Raw genomic sequence first — 15,212 nt, forward strand, 5'->3', positions numbered from 1 at the left:
CAGATTTGTCATGCAATCGTTAACCCTACGTTAACCATGATGCGGGCCGCTGCCACCGTTTTGCTGCCTGGCCTCCGCAGTTCTCCCATCCGCTTGGCGTGTTGTCCCGCTATTGGGCGATCATCGCGAGGTAAACCTGCGGGTAGAAGGTGGTTGCACGCTTGTCGCGGCGGGAGGCCGGTCATGGAGTCGCTGCTGTCTGGCTGGGTGCGTGACACGCGAGCCACCGCAGCCATCGAATTTGCCATTCTGATGCCGGTGTTCCTGCTGATGCTGACCGGCATGATGGCGTATGGCATCTATTTCGGCGCCGCCAACTCGATCCAGCAATTGACCGCCGATGCCGCCCGCATCGCCATTGCGGGTCTCGACCAGGCCGAGCGCAACAAGCTCGTCGGCGCCTTCCTCACCAACAATGCTGGCGAATACCTACTGATCGACCAGACCAGAGTCAGCTTCACCATCGGCGACAAGCCCGGCGATCCCACGCAATACCGGGTCACGGTGCGCTACGACGCCTCCGACCTGCCGATCTGGAACCTGTACCTCCCGCTGCCTTTGCCCAGTCCGCTCATCACCTATACCTCCGTCATCCGCCGGGGCGGCATATGAGCCTGTGGCGCCGTTTCGGAGCCGATACGCACGGCAATTTTGCCGTGATGTTCGCCGGCACCATTGGCCTCGTGGCGGTCGTCTCCGCCTTGGCGGTCGATGGCGCGTCGCTCTACAATGAACGCCGTGGCCTGCAGCGCAACGTCGACATGGCGGCCATCGCGGCCGCCGCCGACCCCGCCAAACGCCTGAGCATTGCCCATGACGTGCTGGTGGATGCCGGCGTCATTACCGCCGCACAGACCCTGGCTGCCCTCGAAGCCTTGCCGGGGCCAAATCCGCTCCAGGCCGTGCAGGGACATTACGCCGCCGATCCCGCCATCGCGCCGGAGCTTCGCTTCGTCGCCGGCGGCAGCCCCGTCAATGCCGTTCGCGTACAGTTCGAGCAGGACGGCACCCTCTACTTCGCCCGCTCCTGGAGCCCGGTGCCGAAGGTCGGCGCCACGGCCATCGCCACCGTCACCCCGCAGGTGGCGTTTTCCGTCGGCTCGCGGCTTGCCAGCCTCAATGGCGGCATTGCCAATGCGTTGCTCAACAAGCTGCTGGGCACCAGTATCGCGCTGACTTTGGTCGACTATAACGGCCTCGCCAACGTCAAGATCGATGCGCTTTCCTTCCTCGACGCCCTGGCGCTGCAACTGGGCATCACCGTGGGCACCTACAACGATATCCTTGGCGTCAGTGCCGATCACGGTCAGATCAGCAAGGCGATCGCCAGCCTCCTGACTGGCGCGCAAAAGACCGCCGCGCTCAAAATTGCCAATGCGGCAGGCGGCAATGGCAAGGTGCTGATCGGCAAACTCTTCGCCCTTGGCGCCCTCGGCGAAACCAGCCTGGGCAGCGCCGGCAGCAATCTCTTCACCGATATTTCGGCGCTCGAACTGCTCACGGTCAGCGCCGGCCTCAGCGATGGCACCCACCAGGTTGCCTTGGGACTCAGCGCCGGCGTGCCGGGGCTCACCGGGATCGATGTCTCCCTCGCGATCGGCGAGCCCCCGCAGGGCGGGAGCTGGTACGCCATCGGCCCCGAGCACACGGTGGTCCGCACCTCCCAGATCCGCCTGCGCATCGTCGCCAGTCTCAATCTGCAACTCCTCCTGCTGCCACTGCTGGATGTGCGGCTGCCACTCTATCTCGATATTGCCAATGCCGAGGCGACGGTCGCTTCGGCCACCTGCCCGACCGGCACCAACAGTTCGGGCTCGGCCACCATCGCCACCCGCCCCGGCGTCGCCCACCTGATCCTGGGCGAGGTCAACGCCGGCACCTTCGGGGCCTTCAATACCGCGCCGACCATTGGCACGGCGACGCTGCTCAACGCCTTGGGCATCAAGGTCACCGGCCTTGCCCATGCCGAGATCGCCCAAACCGCGCCGGTCAATCTCAGTTTCTCGCCCGCCGAAATCGCCGCCGGCACCGTCAAGACCGCCAAGACCACCAGCTTCACCGGCTCGCTGGTGGGCTCCCTGCTCGGCGACCTGCAATTGACTGCGGCCGGCATTCCGCTGGGCATTATCGGGCCCTTGCTCGAGGCGCTCCTGGCGCCGCTGACGCCGACGCTGGACCTCGTCATCTCGACCTTGCTCGAAACCCTCGGTCTCTCGCTCGGCGAGGCCGACGTGCAGGTCTATGGCGTCCGCTGCACCCATGCGGTGCTGGTCGGCTAGGGACCTTCCTCCGCAACCGCGCACCAATCCAGCGCATTTGGCGCATAGGCCGGACGGTTGCCGTCGATATCGCCCAGCTCGGACACGTATTCGGCCTCCGCATCGTCGGCGCGCAGCCGCAGGTCGACCGGGTTGCAGCCACGGGCCAATTGATGCTCGGCGCTGTCGATCAGGCCGATCTTGTTGCCGTCCGCATCGGTCAGCCAGCCGCGGATCGCCAGCCTCTGACCTTGCGCATCGAAATAGAGCCGCCCCTCGCGGGTGATCTGCGCCCCCATCTCGCCACCCATCATCATATCGGGCGAGCCCGTGCTGACCGCGATCATGTCCAGGCTCCCATCGCCGCGATAGCACCAGGTGGTGAACTCACCCGCAATGCCATCGATAAAGCGGCTGACCTTGAGAGCCGAGGCCATCTGGTCGAGACGGCCATCATAGAATTCGAAATTGTCGCCATAGCCATTGCCGAAATCGCGGTGCCAGCCGATCCAGCTCCCGTCCTGATGGCTAGCGACCTGTTGCTCGCAAGCCTTCCAGTCGGCCTCGAACGCCTTGAGGTCCAGATCGCGCGCGCCCTTGGCGGCTGCGGGCATTGCCAGCAACGCGATCGCTCCCAGGACTAGTCCGACGTGCTTGATCATCATCGTTCCAATACTGGGGGCAGGCGGCAGGTAGGGGGATAAGTTTGCTACGCCTCGTCGACGGTGTCGGCCTTGGGCCCGCGTTCCTGCAGCGACTTGATGCAGTTGCGGGCACTGGACTTGGACTTGTAGGTTTCCGAGCGCACCATGGGCTCGCCATTGGCGGCGACGAAACGCACGAAAGTCTGGCCATCCTTTGAGGCGGCGATTTCGAAGCGGTAGCCCTTGCCCTCTTCGCCCTTAGTCAGGTCGACCACCGCGGCGCCGGGCGCGTTTTTCTTTAGCGAGTCGATACAGTTCTGGGCACTGGCCTTGGACTTGTAATTTTCCGACCAGACCATGGTTTCGGCATTGTAGACGAATTTGGCGATGAACTCGCCATTCTTGGCGGCTGAAATCTTGAACGTGTGTGGCATGACGCGTGCCTCCCTGCTCGCTGATACCCGAAGCCTAACCCGCTTTGACGTGTCCGTCGATATGCCCCAGATGCCGATCGGGATCGATACGGTCCCGCACCATCTGCTTGAGGATTTTCACATCCGGAAAACCGCCATCGCGCTTGCGCTCCCAGATCAATTCACCGTCGAGGCTGATCTCGAAGATACCACCGGTGCCCGGCACGAGGATAACCGAGCCCATTTCGAGGCTGAAGGTGGAGAGCACTTCCTGCGCCATCCAGGCGGACCGCAGCAGCCAGTTGCACTGGGTGCAATAGGTGATGCTGAGCACCGGCTTGCCGCTCATTTTTTGCGCGACTTGGCCATTTCGGCGGGATTGACCAGGCTAGCGAGGATTTCATCGACCAGGTCGAGATCCTGCCGCTTGCCCTGGGCCTGTTGCTGCAGGTCGACCAGATAGGATGTCGTATAATACAGGCGCCGCGCCAGCATGGTGGCGATGTGGATGGAAAATTCCGGGCGCTTGTCCAAAAAGGTCAGCGCATCGGGGATTTCGTACATCGTGGTGGCCGACAGCGCCTTGACGGTGGCGCTGTGGGGCATGTCGAGCAGCACGCTCATCTCGCCGAAGATCGAGCCCGGCTCGTCAATATGGGTCACCTGGGTCTTTTCGCGGATAACCTCGACCTGCCCCTCCTTGAGGATGTAGATCTTGCCCAGCCGCTCGCCTTCGGTGAGAACCACGCTGCCGGCCTTGAAGCTGGCGACCTTGAGACCTGCGCAATATTCCAGAATGTCGGCCATGCTGCGTCCCCCGCTTAGAGTGCTCTATAGCAGCTTGACGATCGGGGCTTCAAGCTCGGCGGGCACCACGGCGGGGGCAAAGCGCGCAGTCACCGCGCCATCGCGACCGATGAGGAATTTGGCGAAATTCCACTCGATGTCTTCGGGGTGGACGGCCTTGAGCCAGCCATAGAGCGGGTTCGTGTTGGGGCCATTGACGTCGATCTTGCCGAACAGCGGGAACGTCACCCCATAATTGATCTCGCAGAACGCGGCGATTTCGGCGTCCGAGCCGGGTTCCTGGCCGGCAAACTGGTTGCAGGGGAAGCCAAGGATGACCAGACCCTGGTCCTTGTGGGCCTGCCAGAGGGCTTCGAGGCCCCCATATTGCGGGGTCAGGCCGCATTTGCTGGCGACGTTTACCACAAGGACGACCTTGCCCTGGTAGGCGGAGAAAGCTTGTGGCGTGCCATCGAGCAGGGGGAGGGTGAAATCGTAAAAGGCGGACATGAAAGCATCCCGGGGAAAATTCCCGAGGATGCTAATCGATGGCGCCGACGAATGCACGTGCGCAAGTGCCGGACGGCGCGAGCCTCCGGGTGCGGGCAGAATAGACGGGTCCCGAGGCGCTTTGCGTCCCTAGGGTTTTAGTAAATGAGACGCAAGGCGCCTCGGGAGGTCGGGGTTTCTGGCCGCTCGAACGTGGTGGCAACCCCCACCGGGGGCACCACGAACGTCGCGCTGGCCCAGAGAGCGGACGACTCCACCCTCCTCCCGGCAGTCTGTCTCGCAACGTTCGTGGCGTCCCCATCCGGGCGAGCAGATGGGCGCAAGCCTAACCCCGCGCCAAAGGGCGGGGATAAGACGAACTACCGGGGTGGCTCCGCAGCGGCTTTGGCGCCGTCCTTGGCGGCCTGCTCGAAGCGCTCGGCAAACGCCAGCACCTGCCGGCGCTGGATGGCGACGATTTCCACCAGATCAGGATGGGACGGCGCATTGGCCTTGGGCCGCAGCCGCGCGATCGGCAGGGCCACTGGCCCATTGACCGACCACACGAAGGCGCCAAGCGCGGGGTCCCAAACCGAATGGCACGCCTCATAGGCATCGAGCGCCGCCAGGGCCTGGCCGAGCTGGGTGGCGAGCCCCACCATATCGGGCGCCGACGCCGGAATGGCACCGGACCCGCCGCTGAAGCGGCGCGTTTCGAACAACAGGTCCTCGGCGAGGCGGCGCGTGATGTCGTCGACCGGGGCATCGGCGCGCTTGTTGGCGCCGGCCTCGGTCTGGCGCAGCATTGTGGCGAGGCGCAGATAGAGCGCCTCGTGCCGGGCGGCGGCTTGGGGGGTGATGGGTTTGATGGTGGCCAAGGCAAAACTCCGCACAGGGATTGGCGGAGCAGTTTATGGCGCGCCGAGCCCACGGGGATTAGTTGCCCATGGTTTGGCTTACGCCGGCAGGCCAAACTTCTGCCGCGCCTGCGCGCTGACCGGGGTGAACAGATTGACCAGATTGCCATCCGGATCGCGCAACAGCGCCGAGCGGTTGCCCCACGGCATGGTGGTGGGGCTCTGTTCGAAGACAAAATTCTGCGCCGCCAGCCGCACGAAATCGGCATCGACATCGTCGGTGAGGAATTCCACGATCACCGACGCATTGGCGGCTGGGCGGGCAATATTTTCGCCGAACAGCGCCAACGTGCGCGTGCTGGCAATGGCCAGCGTGCCGGAGGGCGTCGCCAGCTCGGCAAAATCCTCGGTGAACCAGGTGGGGGTGAGGTTGGTGACGGCGGCGTAGAAGGCAACGAGGGATTTTGGCTCGGCTGTGATGATGCGGAGGGAGACGAGGTTCATGGGAGGCTCCAGGGGTGGTGATGGAGCCGAGGGTAAGGGGTGGGTGTGACGGGGGGTGTCAGGAGGGGGCGCTTCTCCGACTCAGCAAAATGCAGAACAGGGCAGAGGAGCGAATTAGCTAACCAAACGTTTGTGGCGCAACAAAATGAGTCCACAAAAGGTCATATCTAATGGCGTCCACATGCGCTTCCCATACTGCCTAATGTCTCAGAATTGGCCTTTCCTACAGTTATCAACCAACTTTGCTCTGCGAGTCACTCGAGACGTTTGACAAGTTTCGTGAACGTGTGCTTCGCCTTATATATGAGCGAGGATACAGAACTTCTGCGAGAAATACGTGACCTGCTACGGTTAGTGGCGGAGCCTGCACTGGCGGAGCGTGATAAAAAACTTCGAGCGTTACTTCTTCAGGTTGTTGGAGCAAGTAAACTAAAGGCCCAAGCAGTTTTGCTAATGGACGGTACACGCTCTCAAGCCGATATCCGAAAAGACCTTGCAATTGATAAGGGCGCTCTGAGTCGCCTCGTCAAAGCTCTGCGAGAAACTGCGCTGATCGAACCGGACGACACGCATCCGAAGACAGTATTCCCTGTCCCGGCCAATTTCCTGGAAGCATTTAGCGGGGACAATGGATGAGCGAACCATCCGACCCTATGTTGACCGTACTAGAAGAAATGCGGGACCTGCTGCGCCTCATAGCCGAGCCGGCTATTGCGGAGAGAGACAAGAAGCTTCGCCAGTCTCTCCGAGACATCGCTGGGAATGGAAAAGGTAAAAAGTCGAAGGCCGCTCTGTTAATGGACGGCACTAGGACGCAGGCAAGGATCGTCGAGGAATGTGGCATTCATAAAGGGAATCTTAGCGAACTGGTTAGGGCGCTAAGAGAGGCCGAACTCCTGAAAGGTGACCCGAGACAGCCGCAGTTGATGATTTCGATACCTCTTAGTTTCTTCGAGGACGACGGCGGAGAGATGTAATGCCCGACGACGCTTCGGAGGTGATTGAGCTCCTCCAAAAAATTCACGGCCTATTGGAACTGCTGGCGGAAGACAAGATAGCTCAGCGCGATGCAAAGCAAAGAGCGGTTCTGCGTCAAATTGCCGGCGCGAGTCTACCGAAACAAAAGTCGATGCTTTTGATGGACGGCACTCGAACGCAAGTGGAGATTCGTCAAGTCACGTCCTTCAATCAGGGTCACCTCAGCACGCTGGTCAAGACGCTTCAGCAGGCCGAATTGCTTACTGGCGATCCAAAAAAGCCAAACCTAGCGATTACGATTCCTCCGAATTTTTTTGAGAGCAATGCAGACGCAAACTGAGGAAAGACTATTGGAGGTGCTCGTTGACATGCGCAATTGGTTGCGTGTCGCGATACGAGGGCCTGTCAAGGCGGCTCTTGAAACAGCGCTCCCTGACGAAAAATCCCGCGCGGCTTACCAGATGTTTGATGGTAGCACATCTGCTGAGCAGGTGCGTGTCGCCTGCAAAATGAGCCCCAATGCTGTAGTGGCACTTGCGAGCCGCTGCACATCGTTGGGCTTGATGGAGCCTACTGTTGAGAAAAAAAGCATAAGGCTCTTCGACTTGAGCGACTTCGGCTTGCTGGCCTCTACCGCCTCCTCCAAATCTGGTGCGAATGAATGAGCGACGACAAGCGGCCAAAGAAGGATGGCCTAGAAGTTTCCTCCCAGCCAATTCAGGACGAACTGGCCGCTATTAAGGATCGGCTGAGCGCGATTGAGACCATCCAAAGTATTTCCAACGCCGGCGTGGTCAAACAGTATGTTAAAGACCACCTGACGACCAAAGACGCCCGGAAGATTATGGCCGAATGCGAGCAGCCACGCACCAAAACGCATCTAATGACAGTGTTCGGCTACAAGACTAAACCTTCTCTCGATCATCATCTCAAGCCATTGCGAGAGGCTGTCTTACTTCGGGAGAAGATCGAAGACGATGGAACAATCGCCTTCGAATGGAGCAACCTGTTTCGCGGCATGCCTAAGTCCGCAATCAAGTCAGTTCTAGCGGATTCGCCACAGACTCGTGCCACCAAGTGATTAGGTCGAAACCAGAAGAACGTAAGAAATTATCGGTCAAAACTGCCGTGCTCGTCCTGACCGAGGCGGGATATCGGTGCGCGGTGCCAACCTGCCGGGGAATACTCGCTATTGATATGCACCACATCTGGGAGGTCTCGGCCGGCGGGGGCGACGATCCCGCTAACCTGATAGCGCTTTGCCCAACATGCCACGCGCTCTACCATCGGGGAACGATTAGAGAGGAGTCGATCTACGTCTATAAGGCGATGCTAGTGGCAATTACCCGCGCGTTCGATATTGAGGCTATCGATCGGCTCCTATTTCTGGAAGCTTTTGGACAGGATTTTCTCGTAGTTTCAGGCGACGGACTACTTCATTTTGCTCGCCTAGTTGCCGCAGGTCTGGCAACCGCTGAGCAGAAATCAAACAACAATTGGCAGCTAGTGACCTATGTCGTGAACCTTCATGACAAAGGCCGCCAATTGATAGAAGCTTGGAGGCAAGGGGATCGCGAGCGGCTGAGGGTCGCAATGAGTGGACCATTGCCAACTACAGCGACACTAAGTCCAACTAGCTAGCTTCACAACTGGACCGACGCTTGCCGGAACGAGAATATTTTCGATGGGCGGTGGAGGGCTGCGATGGCGAGCGTTTGGCGGAAGGTCGACGGATATTCTCGATGGCAGAACGGAAAGACCGTTTATGTCGCAGGGTATTGGACCCTCGCCGAGGATCGTTCGTCGAGAATGCAGAGTAGCTATCGACACGCATGCCCGAAGTGCGGAGCTAAAATAGTTAGCGTTCGAATGCCCAACAGGGGCTGGGCTCACTTTGAGAGCGCACGAGGGCTGAGTCGCGTGAAGCATCCCTGCTTCACGATTGGTGATAGCCTATCGCAAAAGGATGATGACGATACTGCCGACCTGTTTGAGTAAGGCCCTCACCGGCGCTAGGCTAGTTACTCGTCACCCATCTTCAGCGCCTTGATGAACGCCGCCTGCGGATGTTCACATTCCCATATTGCCGACCTTCGCCTTGCCCTGCTTGTCGAGCAGCTTGCGGGTGGCGTCGCCGCCGTAGCATTTTGCCGTCGAGCCCTTGCGCATGGCGCGGGCGGTTTCGTGGTCGGTGATCTTGCCGCCGATTGCGGCCCGCTCAAGGGATGACTTGGGGACTGGCACCAATCCGCAGTCTCGTCCATCATCAGGGCGCAAGGGCGTGCTGGGGTGGAACGAAGTGCGCGCCTTGGCCTTTGCATTCCTGTCGGGGCGCGGCACGCGCAACGACACCTTTTGTCCAACCAAGGGATTTGTACGATGAAGCGCAGCGCGACGGCGAACTGGACTGGCTCACTGACCGAGGGCAATGGCACGCTGGACACCCAAAGCGGCGCTCTCAAAACCCTGCCCTATACGTTCAAGGGGCGCTTTGTTGACGAAACCGGCCAATCGGGCACCAATCCCGAGGAGTTGATTGCAGCGGCGCATGCGGGGTGCTTTGCCATGCAGCTGGCCCATTTCCTGGCGGAAAACGGCACGGTGGCAACCCAGTTGCAGGTGTCGGCGGTGGTGGAATTGATCCCGGGGACCGGGATTACCAGCAGCGCGCTGACCCTTGTCGGCACGGTGCCCGGCATCGATGCGGCCAAGTTTGCCGAAATCGCCGACAAGGCCAAGGCGGCCTGTCCGGTTTCCAACGCCCTGGGGGCGATTGCCATCACGCTGGATGCGAAGCTGGCGTGATTGGCTGGGGGGAGTCTGAAGGAAGGCCCCCTCACCCGGCGCTGCGCGCCGACCTCTCCCCGAAGGGAGAGGTGAAGAGGGATTGTGCTCGCGGAGAACCTGGGCCCTGCGAGCATAGCTCTCCGGGCCTAGCCACCTAAAATCGCTCCACCGGAGCGATTTTGCGCGAAGGCGCCGGCGACTAGTTACTCGTCACCCATCTTCAGCGCCTTGATGAACGCCTCTTGCGGGATGTTCACGTTGCCATATTGGCGCATCTTGGCTTTGCCCTTTTTCTGCTTGTCGAGCAGCTTGCGCTTGCGGGTGGCGTCGCCGCCGTAGCACTTTGCCGTCACGTCCTTGCGCATGGCGCGGACGGTTTCGCGGGCGATGATCTTGCCGCCGATGGCGGCCTGGATCGGAATCACGAACAGATGCGGGGGGATCAGCTCCTTGAGCTTTTCGCACATGATGCGGCCGCGGGTTTCCGCCACCGTGCGATGCACCAGCATGGAGAGGGCGTCGACGGGCTCGGCATTGACCAAAATGGTCAGCTTGACCAGGTCCCCGGGGCGGTGATCGGCCAGGGAATAATCGAAGCTCGCATAGCCCTTGGAAATAGACTTGAGGCGATCGTAGAAATCGAACACCACTTCATTGAGCGGCAGATCGTATTCCACCATGGCGCGATTGCCCACGTAGGACAGGTTGCGCTGGATGCCGCGGCGGTCCTGGCAGAGTTTGAGAATGCTGCCGAGATATTCGTCGGGGGTGAGGATGGTGGCCTTGATCCAGGGCTCGCGGATTTCCTCGATTTGCATCACATCCGGCAGATCGGCCGGATTGTGCAGCATCAGGGTTTCGCCATCGCGCATGGCGACTTCGTAGACCACCGAGGGGGCGGTCGCGATCAGGTCGAGATCGAACTCGCGGCTGAGCCGCTCCTGGATGATTTCCAGGTGCAGCAGGCCCAAGAAGCCGCAGCGGAAGCCGAAGCCGAGGGCAGCGCTGGTTTCCATCTCGAAGGAGAAGCTGGCGTCGTTGAGGCGCAGCTTGCCCATGGCGGCGCGCAGCTCGTCGAACTCGGAGGCATCGACCGGGAACAGGCCGCAGAACACCACGGGCTGGGCCGGGCGGAAGCCGGGGAAGGCCTCGGCGGTGGGGCGCTTGTCGTCGGTGATGGTATCGCCGACATTGGTATCGGCGACTTCCTTGATGGCGGCGGTGAAAAAGCCGATTTCGCCGGGGCCAAGCTCGCCGATATCGACCAGTTTGGGGGTGAAGACGCCGACGCGGTCCAGCTCATAGGCCGCGTTCGCATTCATCATGCGGATCTTCTGGCCCTTTTTCACCGTGCCATCGATGACGCGGATCAGGACGACGACGCCCAAGTAAGTATCGTACCAGCTATCGACCAGCAGTGCCTTGAGCGGCGCGTTGATATCGCCCTTGGGGGCCGGCAGGCGGGTGACGATGGCTTCGAGCACCTTGTCGATGCCGAGGCCCGACTTGGCGGAGATTTCCACGGCATCGGATGCGTCGATGCCGATGACGTCCTCGATCTGCTGCTTGACGCGCTCGGGCTCGGCGGCGGGCAGGTCGATCTTGTTGAGGACGGTGACGATATCGTGGTTGGCGTCCATGGCGTGGTAGACATTGGCCAGGGTCTGCGCCTCGACGCCCTGGGAGGCATCGACGACCAAGAGGCTGCCTTCGACGGCGGCCAGCGAGCGGGAGACTTCGTAGGCGAAGTCGACATGGCCGGGGGTGTCGATCAGGTTGAGGATATAATCCTCGCCATCGGCCGCGTGATACTTGAGGCGCACGGTCTGCGCCTTGATGGTGATGCCGCGCTCGCGCTCGATATCCATCGAATCGAGCACCTGCTCCTTCATCTCGCGCACCTCCAGCCCACCCGTCAGCTGGATGAGGCGATCGGCAAGCGTGGATTTGCCATGGTCGATATGCGCGACGATGGAGAAATTGCGGATATTTTTGAGCGGCGTTGTCATGAGCGCGCTGATAGCAGACGCGGGACCGCGCGCAAAGATGGTTTAGAGCGGGTTAACAGCGCGTCGTGGTGTCAAAAGCGGGTCGTGGAGCCGGCGCCCACATGGTTGATGGGGCAAAAGCCAGGAGAACGACCATGACATTGCGATTTTTGGGCATGCCGACCGACGTGGCGGCTGCCTATCGGGCGGGGGCACTCGACGCCAACGGGCAGGCGCCGGAGCGGGGGATTTCGGATGGCGACGGCGTGCCGTGCCGGCATTGCCTGAAATATGTGGAGGCCGGCGAGCCCTATCTGACCCTGGCCTATCGGCCGTTCCCGGCGCCGCAGCCTTATGCCGAGATCGGGCCGGTCTTCCTGCATGCCGAGGCGTGCCCGGCCCATGCGCCCGAACACGGCCTGCCAGCGCGGCACCAGGGCGGGAACAACCGGCAGATCCTGCGCGGCTATGGCGCAAACGACCGGATCGTTTACGGCACCGGCATCGTGGTGGCGCCGGACGAAATCGGGGCTCAGGCGGCGATGCTGCTGGAGCGTGACGACGTCGCCTATGTGCATATGCGCAGCGCCACCAATAATTGCTTCACCCTGCGAATCGAGCGCGCCTGACGCAACCGCCGCCAGGGCCGAGCGTTGGGGCCATATGCGGATATCCATTGCACTGCCGATCGCCCTTTTTGCCCTGCTGTCGCTACCGGCGGCGGGGCAGGATATTTTCCAGCCTCTGCGCGACATGGTGGAGGGGATTACCCAGAAGCCCGAGCAGACGCCGCGGCGACCCAAGCCCGTCGTGACCGACGAAGCGCCGCCGATCCCACAACGGCGGCCGGCTGACCTGGGCGGACCCGAAACGCCAGTGGTGATCGAGCCCGTCAAGCCTACGGCGCCGGAGGTGACCAAGCCGGTGCCGCCAGCCCCGCCGGTGGTGGAGCCGCCCGGAGTGAGCTTGCCGCGGGAGCGGCCGGAAGAGCCGGTCGAGGCGCCCAAGCCTGAACAAGCCGAAACGCAGAAGCCGACCGAGCAAGCCGTGCCGCCTGCGGCGCAAGACTTGCCCGCGCAACCCGCGCCTGAGGCCGCGCCAAAGCCGGCGGCAGAAGCCGAGCCGGCGCGGATTTTTCAGACGGCGTGCCCGGCCATGCTGACGGGGCAGGTGGAGGCCAAGGCGCTGCCACCAATCAGCGACGGGCAATGCAAGTCGCAATCGCCGCTATCGGTCACCGGGGTACTGGTGAATGGGCGGATGGTGCCGTTCAACACCGAGGCCGTGACCGATTGCGGCATGGCGACGGCGCTGCCGGAATGGATCGCCGAGGTCGACAATTATGTGAAGGCGCATGACGATACCTCTATCGCCAGCGTGACGGTAGGCACCGGCTATATGTGCCGCAACGTCAACAATGCGGCCGAAGGCAACCTGTCGTTCCACGCCTTTGCTGATGCGCTTGACGTGGTGGGGTTTAAGCTGGAGGACGGTCGCAACGTGACGGTCGAAGAAGGCTGGACCGGCACGGAAGAGCAGGGCAGTCGCATCGTCAAATTTGCCCATGATGCGGCTTGCGGGCATTTTACCACGACGCTGGGGCCGGAAGCCAATGCCCTGCATCACGACCATATTCATGTCGATCTGGGGTGTCATGGCAAGACGTGCACGGCGCGGCTGTGTGAGTAGCGGGACGTCGCAGGAAGGCCATCACCCGGCCCCGCGCCGCCGACCTCTCCCCGGAGGGGCGAGGTGAAGGGGGGCTGAGCGGGTGACTAGTTCCCCGCGTAGAGCGCCAAGACGGCCTCGACATTCTTGCGATCGGCGCTGCCTTCGGCGCAGTCGGGCTTGGTGGCGGTGACGCTGGTCTTGATCTTGTCATAGGCCTCGGTGGCGCCGGTGGCATCAAGGCCGACGCCGGTCTCGAAGCGCTTGCGATCATTGCCCATCTTGGTGGCGACCGGCTCGGGCACGGTGATGGCGCAAATGTCGATCACCGCCTGGGTGGCGTAGATGCCGGTCAGCATATTGGCCTGCTTGGACATGACATTGATGGTGGCGCCGGGCTCGATCTGGATATCGGTGGGCGCCGGCGTCGTTGTCGACGCTTCCTGGGCAAAACCCGCCCCGGCGGTGGCGAGGACAAAGGCGGCAATCGCGAGCGAACGGATCATGGAGCAACTCCTTGAAGGGGGCGGAAGCGGCAGAGCCGTTTCCGAAAAGTCGTTGCCCTCTTCAATGCCCCGATTATGGCCTCAGCACGGCGCAACCGGCCTCGGCGCGCGGATGATAGGCTGGCAGGTCGGCCCAATCGTACAAATTCATGGCGTCGGGATCGACTTGCTGGGTGCGCGCACCGGCGATGAGGCGCCCCACCCGGAGCAGGATCGATTTGAATGGCGACATTTTGTATTCTCCTTCCTGTTCTGCAGCGACCGACAGCGGCCAAAATGGGCTTGTCGCGGCACCATCGCAATGGACAAGGTCGAGCGGCCGCTATAGATAATCTATATGAGCAACCCCTTTCCCATCCCGCTCAATGCGGTTCGCGCTATTGAAATTGTCGCCCGGCGCGGTGCGCTGGCGCCGGCGGCCGAAGAACTGGGCGTGACCGTGGGCGCGGTCAGCCAGCATTTGCGACGGGCCGAGGAGCGGCTCGGCATGGAATTGTTCGGGCGCACGTCCCATGGCCTCGTGCCGTTGCCGGCTTTGCGACAGGCGTTGCCGCAATTGACGGCGGGATTTTCGGCGCTGCAGGACGGGTTGGCGAGCCTGCGCGGCAGTGACGAGGGTGTGCTGAACCTGACGGTGGGCAGCGTTTTCGCCTCGCGCTGGCTGATCTGGCGGATCAACAAGTTCACCGCGCTGCATCCCGAAATCGAGATCCGGCTGACGGTGACGGCGGCAATGCTGGACCTGTCGCGGGCCGATATGGATTGCGGCATCCGCTATGGCGACGGGCGCTGGCCGGGCGTCACCACGACACTGATCGGCGGCGCGGCCTATCAGCCGGTCTGTGCACCGCCCGTTGCGGCTTTGCTCAAGGCGCCGGGTGACCTGGCCAAGGTGCCGGTGATCCAGGATCAGACCTCGATGTTGAGCTGGCCACTATGGCGCTCGGCGGCGGGGATCGATCCCGAACTGAAATTTGCCGGGCCGACCTATTCGGATGCGTCGCTGGCCTTCGACGCCGCGATTTCTGAGCAGGGGGTATTGATTGCCGCCGACATGATGAGCGCCGACGCGGTCAGCGATGGCCGGTTGGTGCGGCCATTCGAGCTGAGCGTGGAAGGGCCGCTGGGCTATTGGCTGGCGGTGACCACGGGGCGGCGGGAACCGCGCAAGACCAGGCTGTTTCGCGAGTGGCTGGCGCAGGAAGTGCCGGCATCGGTGCTGGGTTATGTGCATCAGTCGCGGGGGTCGTCGGCAAGGCAACTTGGGCTGGTGGGGGCGACGGCTGAGGACTGAGGACTGAGGACTGAGGACTGAGGACTGAGGACTGAGGGGA

General features: G+C 61.9%; 22 protein-coding genes and 2 pseudogenes. 13 read left to right on the forward strand and 11 right to left on the reverse strand.

All coding sequences use genetic code 11. The annotated features are described in order from the left end of the window. Positions 1-183 precede the first annotated feature (183 nt). Both ABIB57_RS16775 and ABIB57_RS16780 read left to right on the forward strand, forming a co-directional pair. Entirely contained in the window at positions 184-612 is a 429-nt protein-coding gene (locus tag ABIB57_RS16775; protein WP_354042271.1) for a TadE/TadG family type IV pilus assembly protein, read from the forward strand. Next, entirely contained in the window at positions 609-2,279 is a 1,671-nt protein-coding gene (locus ABIB57_RS16780; protein ID WP_354042273.1) for a TadG family pilus assembly protein, read from the forward strand. The genes ABIB57_RS16775 and ABIB57_RS16780 overlap by 4 nt, the downstream gene beginning before the upstream one ends. On the opposite strand, the gene ABIB57_RS16785 is transcribed toward ABIB57_RS16780, so the two are convergent. From ABIB57_RS16785 to ABIB57_RS16820, 7 genes are all read right to left on the reverse strand, one after another. Continuing rightward, positions 2,276-2,920: a hypothetical protein gene (locus tag ABIB57_RS16785; RefSeq protein ID WP_354042274.1), complete on the reverse strand. Its 645-nt coding sequence runs from the start codon at positions 2,918-2,920 to the stop codon at positions 2,276-2,278. The genes ABIB57_RS16780 and ABIB57_RS16785 overlap by 4 nt on opposite strands. Positions 2,921-2,967: 47 nt before the next feature. Continuing rightward, entirely contained in the window at positions 2,968-3,336 is a 369-nt protein-coding gene (locus ABIB57_RS26850; RefSeq protein ID WP_502914412.1) for a YegP family protein, read from the reverse strand. Between the two features lie 34 nt (positions 3,337-3,370). Beyond that, complete coding sequence (locus tag ABIB57_RS16800; protein WP_354042275.1) at positions 3,371-3,664, reverse strand: Rdx family protein; 294 nt, start codon at positions 3,662-3,664, stop codon at positions 3,371-3,373. Further along, the gene (locus ABIB57_RS16805; protein ID WP_299726451.1) at positions 3,661-4,122 is read right to left on the reverse strand and encodes a Crp/Fnr family transcriptional regulator; all 462 of its coding nucleotides are present in this window, start codon (positions 4,120-4,122) and stop codon (positions 3,661-3,663) included. The genes ABIB57_RS16800 and ABIB57_RS16805 overlap by 4 nt, the downstream gene beginning before the upstream one ends. A gap of 24 nt (positions 4,123-4,146) precedes the next feature. Further along, positions 4,147-4,611: a glutathione peroxidase gene (locus tag ABIB57_RS16810; RefSeq protein ID WP_354042277.1), complete on the reverse strand. Its 465-nt coding sequence runs from the start codon at positions 4,609-4,611 to the stop codon at positions 4,147-4,149. Between the two features lie 359 nt (positions 4,612-4,970). Continuing rightward, entirely contained in the window at positions 4,971-5,468 is a 498-nt protein-coding gene (locus tag ABIB57_RS16815) for a hypothetical protein (RefSeq protein ID WP_354042278.1), read from the reverse strand. 78 nt (positions 5,469-5,546) lie between these two features. Then, a complete protein-coding gene (locus ABIB57_RS16820; RefSeq protein WP_354042279.1) occupies positions 5,547-5,951 on the reverse strand; it encodes a VOC family protein in 405 nt (134 codons plus the stop codon). 303 nt (positions 5,952-6,254) lie between these two features. Here ABIB57_RS16820 and ABIB57_RS16825 point away from each other — a divergent pair, with 303 nt between their 5' ends. The 7 genes and pseudogenes from ABIB57_RS16825 (at position 6,255) to ABIB57_RS16855 (ending at position 8,570) form a co-directional block, all read left to right on the forward strand. Further along, positions 6,255-6,587 carry a hypothetical protein gene (locus tag ABIB57_RS16825; RefSeq protein WP_354042280.1) on the forward strand — a complete coding sequence of 111 codons (333 nt, stop codon included), beginning with the start codon at positions 6,255-6,257 and terminating at the stop codon, positions 6,585-6,587. After that, positions 6,584-6,928, forward strand: a complete 345-nt coding sequence (locus ABIB57_RS16830; protein WP_354042281.1) for a hypothetical protein — start codon at positions 6,584-6,586, stop codon at positions 6,926-6,928. Before ABIB57_RS16825 ends, ABIB57_RS16830 begins: the two co-directional genes overlap by 4 nt. Then, on the forward strand, positions 6,928-7,269 hold the full coding sequence (locus ABIB57_RS16835; protein ID WP_354042282.1) for a hypothetical protein: 342 nt from the start codon (positions 6,928-6,930) through the stop codon (positions 7,267-7,269). Before ABIB57_RS16830 ends, ABIB57_RS16835 begins: the two co-directional genes overlap by 1 nt. A gap of 10 nt (positions 7,270-7,279) precedes the next feature. Then, positions 7,280-7,594, forward strand: a complete 315-nt coding sequence (locus ABIB57_RS16840; protein WP_354042283.1) for a hypothetical protein — start codon at positions 7,280-7,282, stop codon at positions 7,592-7,594. Next, positions 7,591-8,010, forward strand: a complete 420-nt coding sequence (locus ABIB57_RS16845) for a hypothetical protein (RefSeq protein WP_354042284.1) — start codon at positions 7,591-7,593, stop codon at positions 8,008-8,010. The genes ABIB57_RS16840 and ABIB57_RS16845 overlap by 4 nt, the downstream gene beginning before the upstream one ends. A 116-nt stretch (positions 8,011-8,126) precedes the next feature. Continuing rightward, positions 8,127-8,207 (forward strand): annotated as a pseudogene (locus ABIB57_RS16850) (HNH endonuclease); the annotation flags it as partial. 57 nt (positions 8,208-8,264) lie between these two features. After that, positions 8,265-8,570, forward strand: a complete 306-nt coding sequence (locus tag ABIB57_RS16855; protein WP_354042447.1) for a hypothetical protein — start codon at positions 8,265-8,267, stop codon at positions 8,568-8,570. 380 nt (positions 8,571-8,950) lie between these two features. On the opposite strand, the pseudogene ABIB57_RS16860 reads toward ABIB57_RS16855, so the two are convergent. Then, a pseudogene (locus tag ABIB57_RS16860) lies at positions 8,951-9,146 on the reverse strand (elongation factor 4); the annotation flags it as partial. 162 nt (positions 9,147-9,308) lie between these two features. Here ABIB57_RS16860 and ABIB57_RS16865 point away from each other — a divergent pair. Then, positions 9,309-9,734: an OsmC family protein gene (locus ABIB57_RS16865; RefSeq protein ID WP_354042286.1), complete on the forward strand. Its 426-nt coding sequence runs from the start codon at positions 9,309-9,311 to the stop codon at positions 9,732-9,734. A 185-nt stretch (positions 9,735-9,919) separates the two neighbouring features. On the opposite strand, the gene lepA is transcribed toward ABIB57_RS16865, so the two are convergent. Next, positions 9,920-11,725 (reverse strand): translation elongation factor 4, encoded by a 1,806-nt coding sequence (gene lepA, locus ABIB57_RS16870; protein ID WP_354042287.1) that lies wholly within the window; start codon positions 11,723-11,725, stop codon positions 9,920-9,922. 134 nt (positions 11,726-11,859) lie between these two features. On the opposite strand from lepA, the gene ABIB57_RS16875 reads away from it, so the two are divergent. Beyond that, the gene (locus tag ABIB57_RS16875; protein ID WP_354042288.1) at positions 11,860-12,333 is read left to right on the forward strand and encodes a DUF1203 domain-containing protein; all 474 of its coding nucleotides are present in this window, start codon (positions 11,860-11,862) and stop codon (positions 12,331-12,333) included. Between the two features lie 34 nt (positions 12,334-12,367). Continuing rightward, positions 12,368-13,393, forward strand: coding sequence for an extensin family protein (locus tag ABIB57_RS16880; protein ID WP_354042289.1), 1,026 nt, complete (start codon positions 12,368-12,370; stop codon positions 13,391-13,393). Positions 13,394-13,479: 86 nt separating this feature from the next. Here ABIB57_RS16880 and ABIB57_RS16885 read toward each other — a convergent pair whose 3' ends face one another. Then, positions 13,480-13,878 carry a hypothetical protein gene (locus tag ABIB57_RS16885; protein WP_354042290.1) on the reverse strand — a complete coding sequence of 133 codons (399 nt, stop codon included), beginning with the start codon at positions 13,876-13,878 and terminating at the stop codon, positions 13,480-13,482. Between the two features lie 73 nt (positions 13,879-13,951). Further along, entirely contained in the window at positions 13,952-14,110 is a 159-nt protein-coding gene (locus ABIB57_RS16890) for a hypothetical protein (protein WP_354042292.1), read from the reverse strand. A gap of 105 nt (positions 14,111-14,215) precedes the next feature. On the opposite strand from ABIB57_RS16890, the gene ABIB57_RS16895 reads away from it, so the two are divergent. Then, positions 14,216-15,172 (forward strand): LysR substrate-binding domain-containing protein, encoded by a 957-nt coding sequence (locus tag ABIB57_RS16895; RefSeq protein WP_354042293.1) that lies wholly within the window; start codon positions 14,216-14,218, stop codon positions 15,170-15,172. Positions 15,173-15,212 lie beyond the last annotated feature (40 nt).

It is taken from the genome of Devosia sp. UYZn731, from assembly GCF_040546795.1.
GTDB lineage: Bacteria > Pseudomonadota > Alphaproteobacteria > Rhizobiales > Devosiaceae > Devosia.